This is a genomic window from Bacillus sp. EB01 (assembly GCF_000613125.1).
Classification (GTDB): Bacteria; Bacillota; Bacilli; order Bacillales; family Cytobacillaceae; genus Bacillus_D.
This window is the reverse complement of sequence record NZ_HG964497.1, coordinates 515,965-529,317: the sequence shown is the minus strand read 5'-3', so window position 1 is coordinate 529,317 and position 13,353 is coordinate 515,965. Positions and strand designations below refer to the sequence as shown.

Annotated in this window: 11 protein-coding genes; 10 read left to right on the top strand and 1 reads right to left on the bottom strand. The window is 45.6% G+C overall.

From position 1 onward, the window contains the following. The first annotated feature begins 18 nt into the window (after positions 1-18). From TY16_RS02305 to TY16_RS02265, 8 genes are all read left to right on the top strand, one after another. Positions 19-867: a 3-hydroxybutyryl-CoA dehydrogenase gene (locus TY16_RS02305; RefSeq protein ID WP_043930097.1), complete on the top strand. Its 849-nt coding sequence runs from the start codon at positions 19-21 to the stop codon at positions 865-867. Positions 868-911: 44 nt separating this feature from the next. Then, positions 912-2,030: an acyl-CoA dehydrogenase gene (locus TY16_RS02300; protein WP_043930096.1), complete on the top strand. Its 1,119-nt coding sequence runs from the start codon at positions 912-914 to the stop codon at positions 2,028-2,030. Positions 2,031-2,062: 32 nt separating this feature from the next. Further along, positions 2,063-3,202, top strand: a complete 1,140-nt coding sequence (locus tag TY16_RS02295) for an acyl-CoA dehydrogenase (RefSeq protein WP_043930094.1) — start codon at positions 2,063-2,065, stop codon at positions 3,200-3,202. Between the two features lie 288 nt (positions 3,203-3,490). Next, a complete protein-coding gene (locus TY16_RS02290; RefSeq protein WP_043930093.1) occupies positions 3,491-4,147 on the top strand; it encodes a TetR/AcrR family transcriptional regulator in 657 nt (218 codons plus the stop codon). 14 nt (positions 4,148-4,161) lie between these two features. Beyond that, on the top strand, positions 4,162-7,422 hold the full coding sequence (gene icmF / locus TY16_RS02285; protein ID WP_043930092.1) for a fused isobutyryl-CoA mutase/GTPase IcmF: 3,261 nt from the start codon (positions 4,162-4,164) through the stop codon (positions 7,420-7,422). A 599-nt stretch (positions 7,423-8,021) separates the two neighbouring features. Then, a complete protein-coding gene (locus TY16_RS02275) occupies positions 8,022-8,225 on the top strand; it encodes a hypothetical protein (RefSeq protein ID WP_043930089.1) in 204 nt (67 codons plus the stop codon). Positions 8,226-8,398: 173 nt separating this feature from the next. Further along, positions 8,399-9,016, top strand: a complete 618-nt coding sequence (gene rpoE / locus TY16_RS02270) for a DNA-directed RNA polymerase subunit delta (RefSeq protein ID WP_331281051.1) — start codon at positions 8,399-8,401, stop codon at positions 9,014-9,016. 276 nt (positions 9,017-9,292) lie between these two features. Further along, a complete protein-coding gene (locus TY16_RS02265; RefSeq protein ID WP_043930088.1) occupies positions 9,293-10,891 on the top strand; it encodes a CTP synthase in 1,599 nt (532 codons plus the stop codon). Positions 10,892-11,054: 163 nt separating this feature from the next. On the opposite strand, the gene TY16_RS02260 is transcribed toward TY16_RS02265, so the two are convergent. Further along, positions 11,055-11,588: a DUF2529 domain-containing protein gene (locus TY16_RS02260; protein ID WP_043930086.1), complete on the bottom strand. Its 534-nt coding sequence runs from the start codon at positions 11,586-11,588 to the stop codon at positions 11,055-11,057. 180 nt (positions 11,589-11,768) lie between these two features. Between TY16_RS02260 and TY16_RS02255 the strand changes: the two genes are divergently transcribed. Further along, positions 11,769-12,134, top strand: coding sequence for a response regulator (locus TY16_RS02255; protein WP_043930085.1), 366 nt, complete (start codon positions 11,769-11,771; stop codon positions 12,132-12,134). Positions 12,135-12,395: 261 nt separating this feature from the next. Beyond that, the gene (locus TY16_RS02250; RefSeq protein ID WP_043930083.1) at positions 12,396-13,253 is read left to right on the top strand and encodes a class II fructose-bisphosphate aldolase; all 858 of its coding nucleotides are present in this window, start codon (positions 12,396-12,398) and stop codon (positions 13,251-13,253) included. Positions 13,254-13,353: the final 100 nt, after the last annotated feature.

Sequence of the window (13,353 nt, the reverse complement as noted above, 5' to 3'; positions counted from 1 at the left end):
AGAAATGGAGGGGATAGGATGGGAATCAAGAATGTTATGGTCATTGGGGCGGGCCAGATGGGTTCGGGAATCGCCCAGGTATGCGCGCAGGCAGGGTATTCGGTTTTACTCAATGATTTGAAGCCGGAATTTGTGGAGCGTGGTTTATTAGGAATTAAGAAGAATCTCACCAGAGCAGTGGAAAAAGGAAAACTTGAGGCGGCTGGAATGGAAGAGGCGCTTGGCAAAATTTCAGCTTCAACCTCGCTTGAAGATGCGGCTTCCGTTGACCTTGTGATTGAGGCTGCCGTAGAAAATATGGATGTGAAAACGGATATTTTCAGCAGGCTGGATGGGTTTGCCCCTCCGCATGCGATTCTTGCGAGTAATACGTCATCGCTGCCAATTACGGAGATTGCGGCGGCAACGAAACGGCCTGAAAAGGTAATTGGCATGCACTTTATGAATCCGGTGCCAGTCATGAAGCTGGTGGAGATTATCCGCGGACTCGCGACGGCTGATGAGGTGTACAGTCAGATTGAAGAGATGACGCGTGTCCTTGGAAAAGTTCCGGTTGAAGTGAATGACTTTCCAGGTTTTGTTTCGAATCGGATTTTGATGCCGATGATCAATGAGGCCATTTATACGCTGTATGAAGGTGTGGCTACAAAGGAAGCGATAGATGAGGTCATGAAGCTTGGGATGAATCATCCCATGGGACCACTAACTTTAGCGGACTTCATCGGGCTTGATACTTGCCTGTATATTATGGAAACGCTCTATGAAGGCTTTGGAGACAGCAAGTACCGTCCATGCCCGCTATTAAGGAAATATGTAAAAGCCGGCTGGCTTGGGAAAAAGTCAGGCCGCGGCTTCTACGAATATTAAATACCAGTTAACTGCCAGGCGATCTGCCGGACAGGGGGATAAGGATGGATATTCGCTTTACTGAAGAGCATGACATGATGAGGAAGATGGTGCGTGATTTTGCAGAGAAAGAGATCGCACCATGGGTGGATAGGATGGAACAGGGCGAGTTCCCGAGGGAGCTGATCGCAAAGATGGGTGACCTTGGGCTAATGGGCATTCCAGTTCCGGAGGAGTACGGCGGCGCGGGGATGGATTTTATGTCCTACATCATTGCCATCAATGAAATTTCAAGGGTAAGTGCGGCTGTCGGCGTTATCCTGAGTGTGCATACGTCAGTTGGAACAAACCCGATTCTTTATTTTGGAACAGAGGAACAAAAGAAAAAGTATGTTCCGGGAATGGCTTCAGGGCAATTGCTTGGGGCGTTCTGCCTGACTGAGCCAAGTGCGGGATCCGATGCAGGAGCATTAAAATCGAAGGCAGTCCTTAAAGGTGATCATTACGTTCTCAATGGGTCAAAGGTGTTCATCACAAATGGCGGGGAAGCTGACATTTACATAGTGTTTGCGAGAACCGCTGAGGAGGAAATTTCAGCGTTCATTGTTGAAAAGGGGTTACCTGGTCTGGTCATTGGAAAAGACGAAAAGAAAATGGGGCTGCATGGGTCGCGGACTGTCCAGCTTACATTTGAGGATATGAAGGTTCCGCGTGAAAATCTTCTTGGGGAAAAAGGCCAGGGCTTCAAAATTGCAATGTCCAATCTGGATGGCGGCCGAATCGGGATAGGGGCGCAGGCGCTTGGAATTGCCGAGGCGGCGCTTTTGGAAGCGGTACGCTATGCCCAGGAAAGGCATCAGTTTGGAAAACCGATTGCAGCCAATCAAGGAATTGGCTTTAAACTGGCTGACATGGCAACTGCTGTTGAAGCTTCAAGGCTGCTAGTGTACCGGGCAGCTTCACTTAGGTCAGAAGGGAAAAAATGCAGCTTGGAAGCCTCGATGGCAAAGCTTTTTGCCTCAAAGACCGCGGTGCGAACGACAACGGAAGCAATCCAAGTGTTTGGCGGATATGGCTATACAGAGGAATATCCGGTTGAGCGGCTGTTCCGTGATGCGAAGGTAACAGAGATTTATGAAGGAACCAGTGAAATCCAGCGGCACGTTATTGCCCGGCAGCTTTAAGTCACTTTTTACTAGATTGAGGGGGATGGAACATGAATTTCAAATTAAGCGAAGAACATGAAATGATTCGGAAAATGGTCCGAGATTTTGCGAGGAATGAGGTTGCGCCGACCGCAGCGGAACGCGACGAAGAAGAGCGATTCGACAGGGAGCTGTTTGACAAAATGGCTGAGCTAGGACTTACCGGGATTCCCTGGCCTGAGGAGTATGGCGGCATCGGAAGCGACTATCTCGCTTACTGCATTGCAGTAGAAGAGCTTTCCCGCGTCTGTGCGTCAACAGGTGTGACTCTGTCCGCTCATACTTCGCTTGCTGGCTGGCCGATTTATAAATTCGGCAATGAAGAACAAAAGCAAAAGTATCTTCGCCCGATGGCTGAGGGTTCAAAGATTGGCGCTTATGGCTTGACTGAACCTGGAAGCGGCTCAGATGCGGGAGGGATGAGGACAACCGCCCGTCTTGACGGAGACAATTATGTACTAAATGGCTCAAAGATTTTCATTACAAACGGCGGTATTGCCGATATTTATGTGGTCTTTGCCCTGACTGATGCATCCAGCCGCCAAAAGGGAACGACGGCCTTCATTATTGAAAAAGACTTTGCGGGCTTTTCGGTTGGTAAAAAGGAAAAGAAACTGGGTATCAGGTCATCACCAACAACGGAAATTATTTTTGAAGACTGCCGTGTTCCGATTGAGAACCGACTAGGTGAAGAGGGCGAGGGCTTCAAGATCGCGATGATGACGCTAGATGGCGGCCGGAACGGGATTGCTGCCCAGGCTGTTGGGATTGCCCAGGGCGCTCTTGATGCAGCGGTTGACTATGCAAAGGAACGACAGCAGTTCGGAAAGCCGATTGCAGCCAATCAGGGAATATCCTTTAAGCTTGCAGATATGGCAACTGCCATTGAGGCTTCCAGGCTATTAACCTATCAGGCGGCTTGGCTGGAATCAGAAGGGCTTCCATACGCCAAGGCTTCTGCTATGGCAAAGTTGTTTGCCGGAGATACGGCAATGCAGGTTACAACTGAAGCTGTTCAGGTGTTTGGCGGCTATGGCTATACAAAGGACTATCCGGTTGAACGGTTCATGCGTGATGCAAAGATTACTCAAATCTACGAGGGCACCCAGGAAATTCAGCGCCTCGTCATCTCAAGGATGCTGACGAAGTAATTTGCTACGTGGGCTAGTAGGGGCATACTTTGAGATGCCGAAATGTTTCAAGGACATTTCGGGGGCGGCAGCAAGTCAAAATGTCCTGGAAGAACAATTTCAAGAACTTTTCGAGCCAGACGGCAAGTTGGTTAGTCATTGACGAACGGTTTCAGGGAGATTAGTGCTCAGCAGCATTTCCTGAGTGCTTTGTATCTGTAGGCTAGAACTCATTTTTCCAATTAACATGAAACCCTAGCGGATTAGAAAGCAATAGATCGCTAAAAACGAACAAAGGCGGTGGGATTTTTGAAAAAAAGGGAAGTCCAAGCTTCCGTAAAAGATGAACTTCTTGTCAAAAGGAGACGCAGCCAGATGATCAGGGGTGCGGTTGCACTTTTTAAACAAAAGGGGTTCCACCGTACAACAACAAGAGAAATTGCGAGGGCCTCTGGCTTCTCTATCGGGACCCTCTATGAATATATCCGCACGAAGGAAGATGTGCTTTATCTCGTGTGCGACAGCATATACGACCAAGTAGCAACCCAGCTGATGAAGGACCTGAATAATAAGGGCAATACACTCGAAAGCCTGAAGCAGGGAATAGCCGACTATTTCAGGATTATGGATGACATGCAGGATGAAGTCCTGGTCATGTACCAGGAAGCGAAATCGCTCACAAAAGATGCTTTGCCATATGTTTTTAAAAAAGAAAACGAAATGGCTGGCATGTTCCGGGAATTGATTAACCGGTGTATTGCCAATGGAGAGTTGGAGCTTTCGGAGAAAGAAGCCGAACTTATTTCGCATGACATTATTGTGCTCGGCCAAATGTGGGGTTTCAGGCGCTGGGCGTTAAGAAAAAGGTTCACGCTTGAGGAATACATTGAACATCAGACTACTTTGCTTCTTTCGGGGATCAGCAAAGGGAAACAGGGCGGACACTATTCACAGTCTGCGTATTGAAAGGAGGAACATGAATGAGCGTAAAAGAAATTTACAAACCTGTGCATCACGTCCGTTTTGTGACAGCGTCAAGCCTGTTTGACGGGCATGATGCTTCAATCAATATTATGAGGAGAATACTGCAATCGACTGGCGTTGAGGTCATTCATCTTGGACATAATCGTTCGGTTGAAGAGGTAGTCAATGCTGCGATTCAGGAAGATGCCCAAGGTATTGCAATATCCTCCTACCAGGGCGGGCATGTTGAGTATTTTAAATATATGTATGACCTGCTGAAGGAAAGAGGCGCAAGCCATATCCGCATTTATGGCGGCGGAGGCGGTGTTATCATACCTCGAGAGATAAAGGAACTTCATGAGTACGGTATATCCGGAATTTTTTCTCCGGAAGATGGCCGCAAGCATGGCCTGCAGGGGATGATTAACAGGATGGTTAGGGAGTGTGATTTCTCAACAATCCCCAACGACCTCACCTCGGAGATTGAGGGGTTAAAATCTGGGGATATCAGGTCCCTTGCCAAGCTAATTACCCTTGCGGAGTACCATGTAGCTTCAGGTGAAGAGGCTGCCGCAGCTGCGGAGGTCATTGAAAAGGTCAGATCTGCTGCACAGAAAGTGCCGGTTGTTGGAATCACCGGAACAGGCGGCGCTGGAAAAAGTTCTTTGACCGACGAGCTGATTCGCCGCTTTCTCAATGAACTTCCCGATAAAAAGGTTGCCATCCTTTCTGTCGACCCAACCAAGCAAAAAACAGGCGGTGCGCTTCTGGGTGATCGAATTCGGATGAACTCAATATTTAATCCTCGCGTCTATATGAGGAGTCTTGCAACAAGGGCCTCTCGCAGCGAGCTGTCACTTGCAATTAAGGATGCGGTTTCAGTTGCCAAGGCGGCTGGCTTTGATCTCGTCGTCGTGGAGACGAGCGGAATTGGCCAGGGAGATGCAGCTATTACCGAGATTTGCGACATCTCCATGTATGTCATGACAAGTGAATTCGGCGCTCCTTCTCAGCTTGAGAAAATTGACATGATTGATTTTGCGGACCTGATTGTCATCAACAAGTTTGAGAGGAAAGGATCGGAGGATGCCAAGCGCCAAGTACAGAAGCAATATCAGCGCAGCCGTATGCTGTTTGAAAAAGACCCGGATGATATGCCGGTATATGGGACCATTGCAAGCCAGTTCAATGATCAGGGTACCAACGCAGTATTTGCTGCTTTGATTGAAAAAATAAATGAAAAGTCTGGTAATGATTGGCAGACCTCTTTTAACAAAAAAGCTTTAGTTGAAAAACAAAATGTTATCATTCCGACCGACCGCAGATACTATCTAAGGGAAATTGGCGAAACTGTGCGCAATTATCATAAAAAGGCAGAACAGCAGGCGGAATTGGCGAGAAAGCTATTTCAAATAGAGGGAGTCCTTAATTCACTGGGCCAAACGAGCAGCAAAGATTTGCTTGATGAATTGAATAAGCTGAAAGAAAATACTGTCGCTGCGCTGTCTCCTGAATCCAAGGCAGTTTTAGACGGTTGGGAAAAACAGAAAGCGGATTATGCGGCGGATGAGTATGTGGTCAGAATCCGTGATAAGGAAATTCGTACAGCGCTGAAATCAAAGAGCCTGTCAGGACTGGATATTCCCAAGGTTGCCCTCCCGAAATACAAAGATTATGGCGAAATTCTCCGCTGGGTGTATCGTGAAAATGTTCCGGGGTCATTCCCTTATACCGCAGGAGTGTTCCCGTTCAAGCGTGAAGGCGAGGATCCAAAAAGGCAGTTTGCGGGTGAAGGGACTCCAGAACGGACAAATCGCCGCTTCCATTATCTTTCAAAGGATGATACTGCAAAACGGCTTAGCACCGCGTTTGACTCTGTTACCCTTTATGGGGAGGATCCGGATTACCGTCCTGATATTTATGGGAAAATTGGCGAGAGCGGAGTTTCGATCTGTACGCTTGATGATATGAATAAACTGTATAAAGGATTTGACTTATGCCACCCGTCCACTTCAGTGTCCATGACTATCAATGGGCCGGCACCAATCATTCTCGCGATGTTCATGAATACTGCCATCCATCAGCAGGTTGAAAAGAAGGAAGCGGAGCTTGGAAGGATGCTGACGGTAGAGGAATTCGCGGAGGTTCGGGCTTATACACTCAAAAATGTCCGTGGTACCGTTCAGGCCGATATCCTCAAAGAAGACCAAGGACAAAATACATGTATTTTCTCCACTGAATTTGCGCTAAGGATGATGGGAGATATTCAGCAGTATTTCATTGACCATCAGGTTCGCAATTATTACTCTGTCTCCATATCTGGCTATCATATTGCAGAAGCGGGAGCCAATCCAATTTCTCAGCTAGCCTTCACCCTGGCAAACGGGTTCACCTATGTGGAGTACTATTTGAGCCGCGGGATGGATATCAATGAATTCGCGCCAAACTTGAGCTTCTTTTTTTCAAATGGACTTGATCCGGAATATACAGTCATTGGCCGGGTAGCCCGGCGGATTTGGGCAACAGTCATGCGTGATAAATATGGAGCGAATGAACGCAGCCAGAAGCTTAAGTATCATATTCAGACTTCCGGACGCTCGCTCCATGCCCAGGAAATTGACTTCAATGATATTCGGACTACGCTGCAGGCGTTGATGGCATTGCAGGATAATTGCAATTCTCTCCATACAAATGCCTATGACGAGGCGATTACAACTCCGACAGAAGAGTCGGTCCGCAGGGCAATGGCGATCCAAATGATCATTACCAAGGAACACGGCCTGTCAAAAAATGAAAACCCGCTGCAGGGAGCGTTCATCATTGATGAGTTAACGGACCTTGTTGAGGAAGCGGTTCTTCAGGAATTCGAGCGAATCAATGATCGCGGCGGCGTCCTTGGAGCAATGGAAACGCAATATCAGCGAGGAAAAATCCAGGATGAATCAATGTATTATGAAATGAAAAAACATTCCGGTGAACTACCGATTATCGGTGTGAATACGTACCTGAATCCGAATCCTCCTTCAGAGCAGGAAATGGACAATATGGAGATAGCCAGAGCCTCCAAGGAAGAAAAGGAGCTTCAAATTGCCAATCTTCGCAAGTTCCAGGAGAAACATGCAGACAAGGCGGCGAATGCATTGAAGCAGCTTAAAGAAGCGGCAGTATCTGGAGGGAATATTTTTGCCGAGCTAATGAAAACGGTAAAGGTAGCAAGCCTTGGCCAAATTACTCATGCACTATACGAGGTTGGCGGCCAATATCGCCGTAACATGTAAGATCAAAAGCGCAGGCGCCTTGATCATCGCCGTACAAACTGGAGGGGTTTCGACTGAGATAAAGGAATCACGAAGAGCGAAAGCGATTCGATGATGACTTATCGTAGTGAGGGGACTTCAAGTATCCGGAACGCGTTTAAAGCTATTTAAGTTCAACTAAAGAATTTGAGAAGCGTAGGCTTTCTATTGGATTGAAGCGGAAGGCGCGTAGACTCGTTCGAAAATGCAAAAAAACGCATTTTCTCCTGCGGTGCTTTTTCAGGGAAGATTATTCAATGTCCTGTGGGAGAAAAGGGACAGTGGGAGACCCCGCAGGAGCAAAGCGACGAGGAGGCTCCCCGCCCGCCCACGGAAAGCGAAGCGCCTGGAGCGGAAATTACAGAAAAGCTTTAGGTTTAACCTTTATAGAAGTAGAGCAAAAGCTCAAGCGCTAGCGCTGGAAGTAAAAGAGACCCGGGGAGGGGAAGCCTTCCCTGGGCCATTTTGTAATAAGTTTCCTTGAAATAGGAGAAATATTTTTCCGAAAAACAAGAAAATGAGTTAAAATTTGTCCCGAATACTATATAATATTGGCATACATACATGGGAGGGATTGACAGATGAAAAAGATAAAGACAAAGTATATAATTGCTTTACTCATCCTGTCAGCCTGGCCACTTTATTATTTATATCAACACCAGCTGGGAGCTGTATCCTTTTTGCTCCTTGCCATTCTTTTCCTCATGCTTGCCTTGAAGGAATTGTCAATGGAAAGAGAAAGGCGGGAGAGAGAAGAAGGCGGCCGTAACAACCGTGTGGGATAAAGTGACCATTCCATCTGCGGGACGCTTACTGAGTGTTAAGAGTGGAATAAATATTCCTGCCGCACCCAGTTATAACTGGCATAAACGGGAACATTTTGTTTATAATGAAGAATATGTATTTCGGGAGAATCCCTTCCTGAGCCTTTTGGGCGTAAATTTGAAAGGAAGTGCCAATGTTGAGTCTAGAAAATTACTCTAAAGAGCAGTTGAAGGAAATGTCCATGATTGAAATGGCCTATGAACTGCTGAAGAATACGAAGCAAACTTTATCCTTCCATGATATTGTGGATGAAATTTCGAAAGCATCAGATCTGTCCAGCGAGCAAGTAAGATCAAGGCTTGCACAGTTTTATACTGATTTGAACATAGATGGCCGTTTTATTTCACTTGGTGAAAATAAATGGGGCCTCCGGGTATGGTATCCTGTCGATACAGTTGAGGAAGAGCAGGTTCATGCTGCCAAGCCGAAGAAGAAAAAGGCGAAAAAGGTTCTGGATGAAGATCTTGATGATTATGAAGAACTTGATGATACCGATTTTGATGATCCTGAAGATTTTGTCGAAGATGATATCCTTGATGAAGAAGATGAGGACAGCTTTGATGATATAGATGAGGCCGATGAGTTCGAAGAGGAAGAAGAGGACTTTGATATTGCCGATGATGAAGCGATCGATGAAGACCTTGAAGAAGATATTGAGGAAGACCTTGATGACGACGATCTGGAAGAAAGTCTTGAGGCTCTTGAAGAAGAAGAGCTGGCCGAGGATGAGGACGAAGACGAGGATATGTAGGCTTGACAATCCTATCCGTTTGCCTGTAGAATCGTTTTTGGGCTCCTTAAAAAAGGAACGAATATCAATTGCTATCAAGCGCTCCCCTTGCAAATGCTGCAGGGAGGGCGCTTTTTTATTTTTTTCCGGCGTGAAGATTCTGGCTTCTAGCCGTTCTGCAAGACTGATTCAAATCCCCTTTTAGAAGATAATTTAACTCATGGCACCGTTTTTTTTTTCGACAAAAGGCTGTAATCAGGCAGGAATTGAACAAACTGTATTAGAGGGGGACTTAATATGACAAAATATATTTTTGTAACCGGCGGGGTTGTTTCCTCGCTTGGAAAAGGAATCACAGCTGCTTCACTAGGACGACTTTTGAAAAATAGGGGTCTAAGCGTTTTTATCCAGAAGTTTGACCCATATATTAACGTTGACCCAGGAACGATGAGCCCGTATCAGCACGGGGAAGTGTATGTAACAGGCGATGGGGCGGAAACAGATCTTGACCTTGGCCACTATGAGCGCTTTATCGATATTAATCTAACTAAGAACAGCAATGTTACAACGGGAAAGATTTATTCGACAGTCCTGAAAAAAGAGCGCCGCGGGGATTATCTTGGTGGGACGGTTCAAGTTATTCCGCATATCACTAATGAAATCAAGGAGCGCGTATTCCGCGCAGGCCATGAGACAAATGCCGATGTGGTTATTACTGAAATCGGCGGAACAGTAGGGGATATTGAATCGCTGCCATTTCTTGAGGCTATCCGCCAAATCAAGAGCGATATCGGCCATGAGAACGTAATGTATATTCACTGTACATTAATCCCATACATTAAAGCAGCCGGGGAAATGAAAACCAAGCCTACACAGCATAGTGTAAAAGAATTACGAAGCCTTGGAATCCAGCCGAACGTCATCGTCGTCCGGACAGAACTTCCTGTATCCCAGGATATGAAGGACAAAATTGCCCTGTTTTGTGATATTGATAAAAAGGCAGTCATTGAATGCCGTGACGCAGAAACTCTTTATACCATTCCGTTGGCTCTCCAGGAACAAAACCTGGATAGTATTGTTTGCGATCACTTGAAGCTTCAATGTGGGGAAGCGGATATGACTGAATGGAAGGCTCTTGTCGATAAAGTAACAAATTTGACAGGAAAGACAAAAATTGCCCTTGTCGGAAAGTATGTTGAATTGCAGGATGCATACTTGTCTGTTGTCGAAGCACTTAAGCATGCTGGTTATGCTTATGATGCAGATATCGACATCGACTGGGTGAATGCCGAACATGTTAATGAAGAAAATGTTGAAGAATTGCTTGGCGATGCGGACGGTATTCTTGTACCCGGCGGTTTTGGGGACAGAGGTGTCGAAGGGAAAATTTCGGCTATCAAATATGCTCGTGAACGAAAGGTGCCTTTCTTGGGGATTTGCCTGGGAATGCAGCTTGCAACTATAGAATTTGCCCGTAATGTACTAGGTCTTGAAGGCGCGCACTCGTCCGAGCTTGATCCAAACACGAAACATCCAATTATTGATTTGCTTCCTGAACAGAAGGATATTGAAGACCTTGGTGGAACCCTTCGTCTTGGTTTGTATCCTTGCAAACTTGTTGAGGGTACAAAAGTTTATGAAGCGTATGGTGAGAAAATTGTGTACGAACGCCACCGCCATCGTTATGAGTTCAATAATCATTATCGCAAGGATATGGAACAGGCAGGCTTTGTCTTCTCCGGTACAAGCCCGGATGGCCGCCTGATTGAAACGATTGAAGTTACTGACCACCCTTGGTTCGTCGCTTCACAGTTCCATCCAGAATTCCTGTCAAGGCCAACACGCCCTCAACCTTTGTTCCGTGAATTCATTCATGCTTCGCTTCAAGGGAAATAATGCATAATAAAAGCCAGTTCCTCAACTAAAGAGGAGACTGGCTTTTTTTGTCTGGAAAACAGTGACTTGATATACCGTCTGAAAAGGAAATGTTTTTGTATTTGTTTTGTGAACAACTGGAAATCGCTTGATAAAAAACCTTCCAAAATCATCCTGAGAAACTTTAGAGTTGGTCGTATTCAGCCAATATCTCATCAATAGTGAATTTTAATCCATAGTACACATATAAGGCTGCGATTGGTCCTGGATACCCATACCTGTTTCCTGTTTCGTCAGGAAGCAGCCCCTTTTTTAGGAAAAGATCAATGTGAACATCGGCTAACTCAGCAAGTGATGTTCCGCTGTCTTCATCTGACGTACAAACGGATATAAACGGAACTCCTTCTCTTTGCAAATTTTCGGCAGCCTCAATCCCATTCTGATCGGAGGAAAAGCGAGTAATTATCATTGCCCTGTCAGCAGCCGTAAAGGTTGGTGGTGAAGAAGGTTCCCAAATTGCTGCGCTTTGAAGCGGTTCAACCCCAGAGGTAGCCTCCATTCCCACAGCAGCCATTTCGTTTGGCCCGAAAATATAGATTTTGCCCTGTCCAGCTGATGCCTGTGCAAGCAGACGGGCGGCGTCCTCGAAGTTTTCTTCCTGTTTATTCTGTATTCTGCCTAACAATCCTGTCAGCTGTGTCGAAAACATTTTCAGCATCCATTGCTTCCCCCTCGATGTTTTTCCTCCATTATAGACAAATTCCTTCACTATGCAAAAATTGTCGGAAAAAGGAGGACAGAAAATGCAGGATATTAGTAAGAAAAAGAGAAATAGTTTGAGGACGGTGTTTCCTTTTAAACATAAAGAAGAAATAGTGGGAATTGGGGCGATGTTACAATGAAGGAAAAAATACTTATAGTTGACGATCAATTCGGGATTCGCATCCTGCTTAATGAAGTTTTTCAAAAGGAAGGATATGCCACGTTTCAGGCTGCCAATGGTATCCAGGCTTTGGATATCGTAAAAAAACATAAGCCTGACCTTGTCCTTCTGGATATGAAAATACCGGGAATGGATGGCATTGAGATTTTGAAACGGATGAAGGTAATTGAGCCTGATATTAAAGTCATCATCATGACCGCTTATGGGGAGCTCGACATGATTCAGGAGGCAAAAGACCTGGGTGCTATCACTCACTTTGCAAAGCCATTTGATATTGATGATATCAGGAATGCAGTGCGGACCTATGCTGTAAAGCAATAGGAGTTTTAAAACCGTTTAGTTTTAAATTGGAAAAGGTGTTTTTAATTAGGTTGGCAGGGGTAAACATCTATGTGTGCGTTTTCATTATGACAGTTTACGTACATATGACGGATTAATGGCATTTGATGAAATGGTTTGATATGATAACTAATGGAATTTAATGTTTTGTTAGTTGGCCTAAATACATAATCCGCCAATTGAGGGGTAACCTTACTTACGGAAGCCTTTTAACGAAACAGCCTACTTTAAGGAGGAAGAAAAATGCCTTTAGTTTCTATGACCCAAATGCTCAACAAAGCAAAAGAGGAAGGCTATGCGGTTGGACAATTCAATTTGAACAACCTTGAATTCACTCAGGCAATTCTGCTCGCCGCACAAGAAGAAAACTCCCCTGTCATCCTTGGTGTTTCCGAAGGTGCTGGAAGATATATGGGCGGCTTTAAAACAGTTGTAAAAATGGTTGAAGGCTTGATGGAGGATTATAACGTCACAGTCCCAGTCGCAATTCACCTTGACCATGGTTCAAGCTTTGATAAGTGTAAAGCTGCAATCGATGCAGGTTTTACTTCAGTTATGATTGATGCATCACATCATTCTTTTGAAGAAAATATTGAGATAACCTCTAAAGTTGTTGATTATGCACACTCTAAGGGAGTATCTGTTGAGGCTGAGCTTGGAACAGTCGGCGGACAGGAAGATGATGTCATTGCTGACGGTGTTATCTATGCTGATGTCGAGGAGTGTAAGGAGCTAGTCACACGTACTGGCATTGACTGCCTCGCACCAGCTCTTGGGTCTGTACATGGACCTTATAAAGGTGAACCAAACCTTGGCTTCAAGGAAATGGAGGAAATCGGAAAGGCGACTGGCCTGCCGCTTGTCCTTCATGGGGGAACAGGAATCCCAACAAAGGATATCCAAAAATCCATTTCGCTTGGAACTGCAAAAATTAATGTAAACACTGAAAACCAGATTGCGTCTGCAAAGGTTGTCCGTGAGGTACTGGCGGCTAAGCCAAACGAATACGACCCGCGTAAATACCTTGGACCAGCTCGTGACGCCATCAAAGAAACCGTTCAAGGAAAAATGCGTGAATTTGGTTCCTCAGGCAAGGCGTAAAAAGAACATATAATGTTGAATGAAAGAACGTTCATTGATTTTACGGAAGACACCAGGGCTGACACTGCGGAGCCATTGTATCTGAAACTAAAATCAGGAA

Excerpts from the sequence above, each read along its gene's own strand:
- TY16_RS02305 (WP_043930097.1), top strand. The coding sequence starts at position 19 with ATGGGAATCAAGAATGTTATGGTCATTGGGGCGGGCCAGATGGGTTCG.
- TY16_RS02300 (WP_043930096.1), top strand. The coding sequence starts at position 912 with ATGGATATTCGCTTTACTGAAGAGCATGACATGATGAGGAAGATGGTG.
- TY16_RS02250 (WP_043930083.1), top strand. The coding sequence starts at position 12,396 with ATGCCTTTAGTTTCTATGACCCAAATGCTCAACAAAGCAAAAGAGGAA.
- TY16_RS02260 (WP_043930086.1), bottom strand. The coding sequence starts at position 11,588 with ATGCTGAAAATGTTTTCGACACAGCTGACAGGATTGTTAGGCAGAATA.
- rpoE (WP_331281051.1), top strand. The coding sequence starts at position 8,399 with ATGTTGAGTCTAGAAAATTACTCTAAAGAGCAGTTGAAGGAAATGTCC.
- TY16_RS02275 (WP_043930089.1), top strand. The coding sequence starts at position 8,022 with ATGAAAAAGATAAAGACAAAGTATATAATTGCTTTACTCATCCTGTCA.
- TY16_RS02255 (WP_043930085.1), top strand. The coding sequence starts at position 11,769 with ATGAAGGAAAAAATACTTATAGTTGACGATCAATTCGGGATTCGCATC.
- TY16_RS02265 (WP_043930088.1), top strand. The coding sequence starts at position 9,293 with ATGACAAAATATATTTTTGTAACCGGCGGGGTTGTTTCCTCGCTTGGA.
- icmF (WP_043930092.1), top strand. The coding sequence starts at position 4,162 with ATGAGCGTAAAAGAAATTTACAAACCTGTGCATCACGTCCGTTTTGTG.
- TY16_RS02295 (WP_043930094.1), top strand. The coding sequence starts at position 2,063 with ATGAATTTCAAATTAAGCGAAGAACATGAAATGATTCGGAAAATGGTC.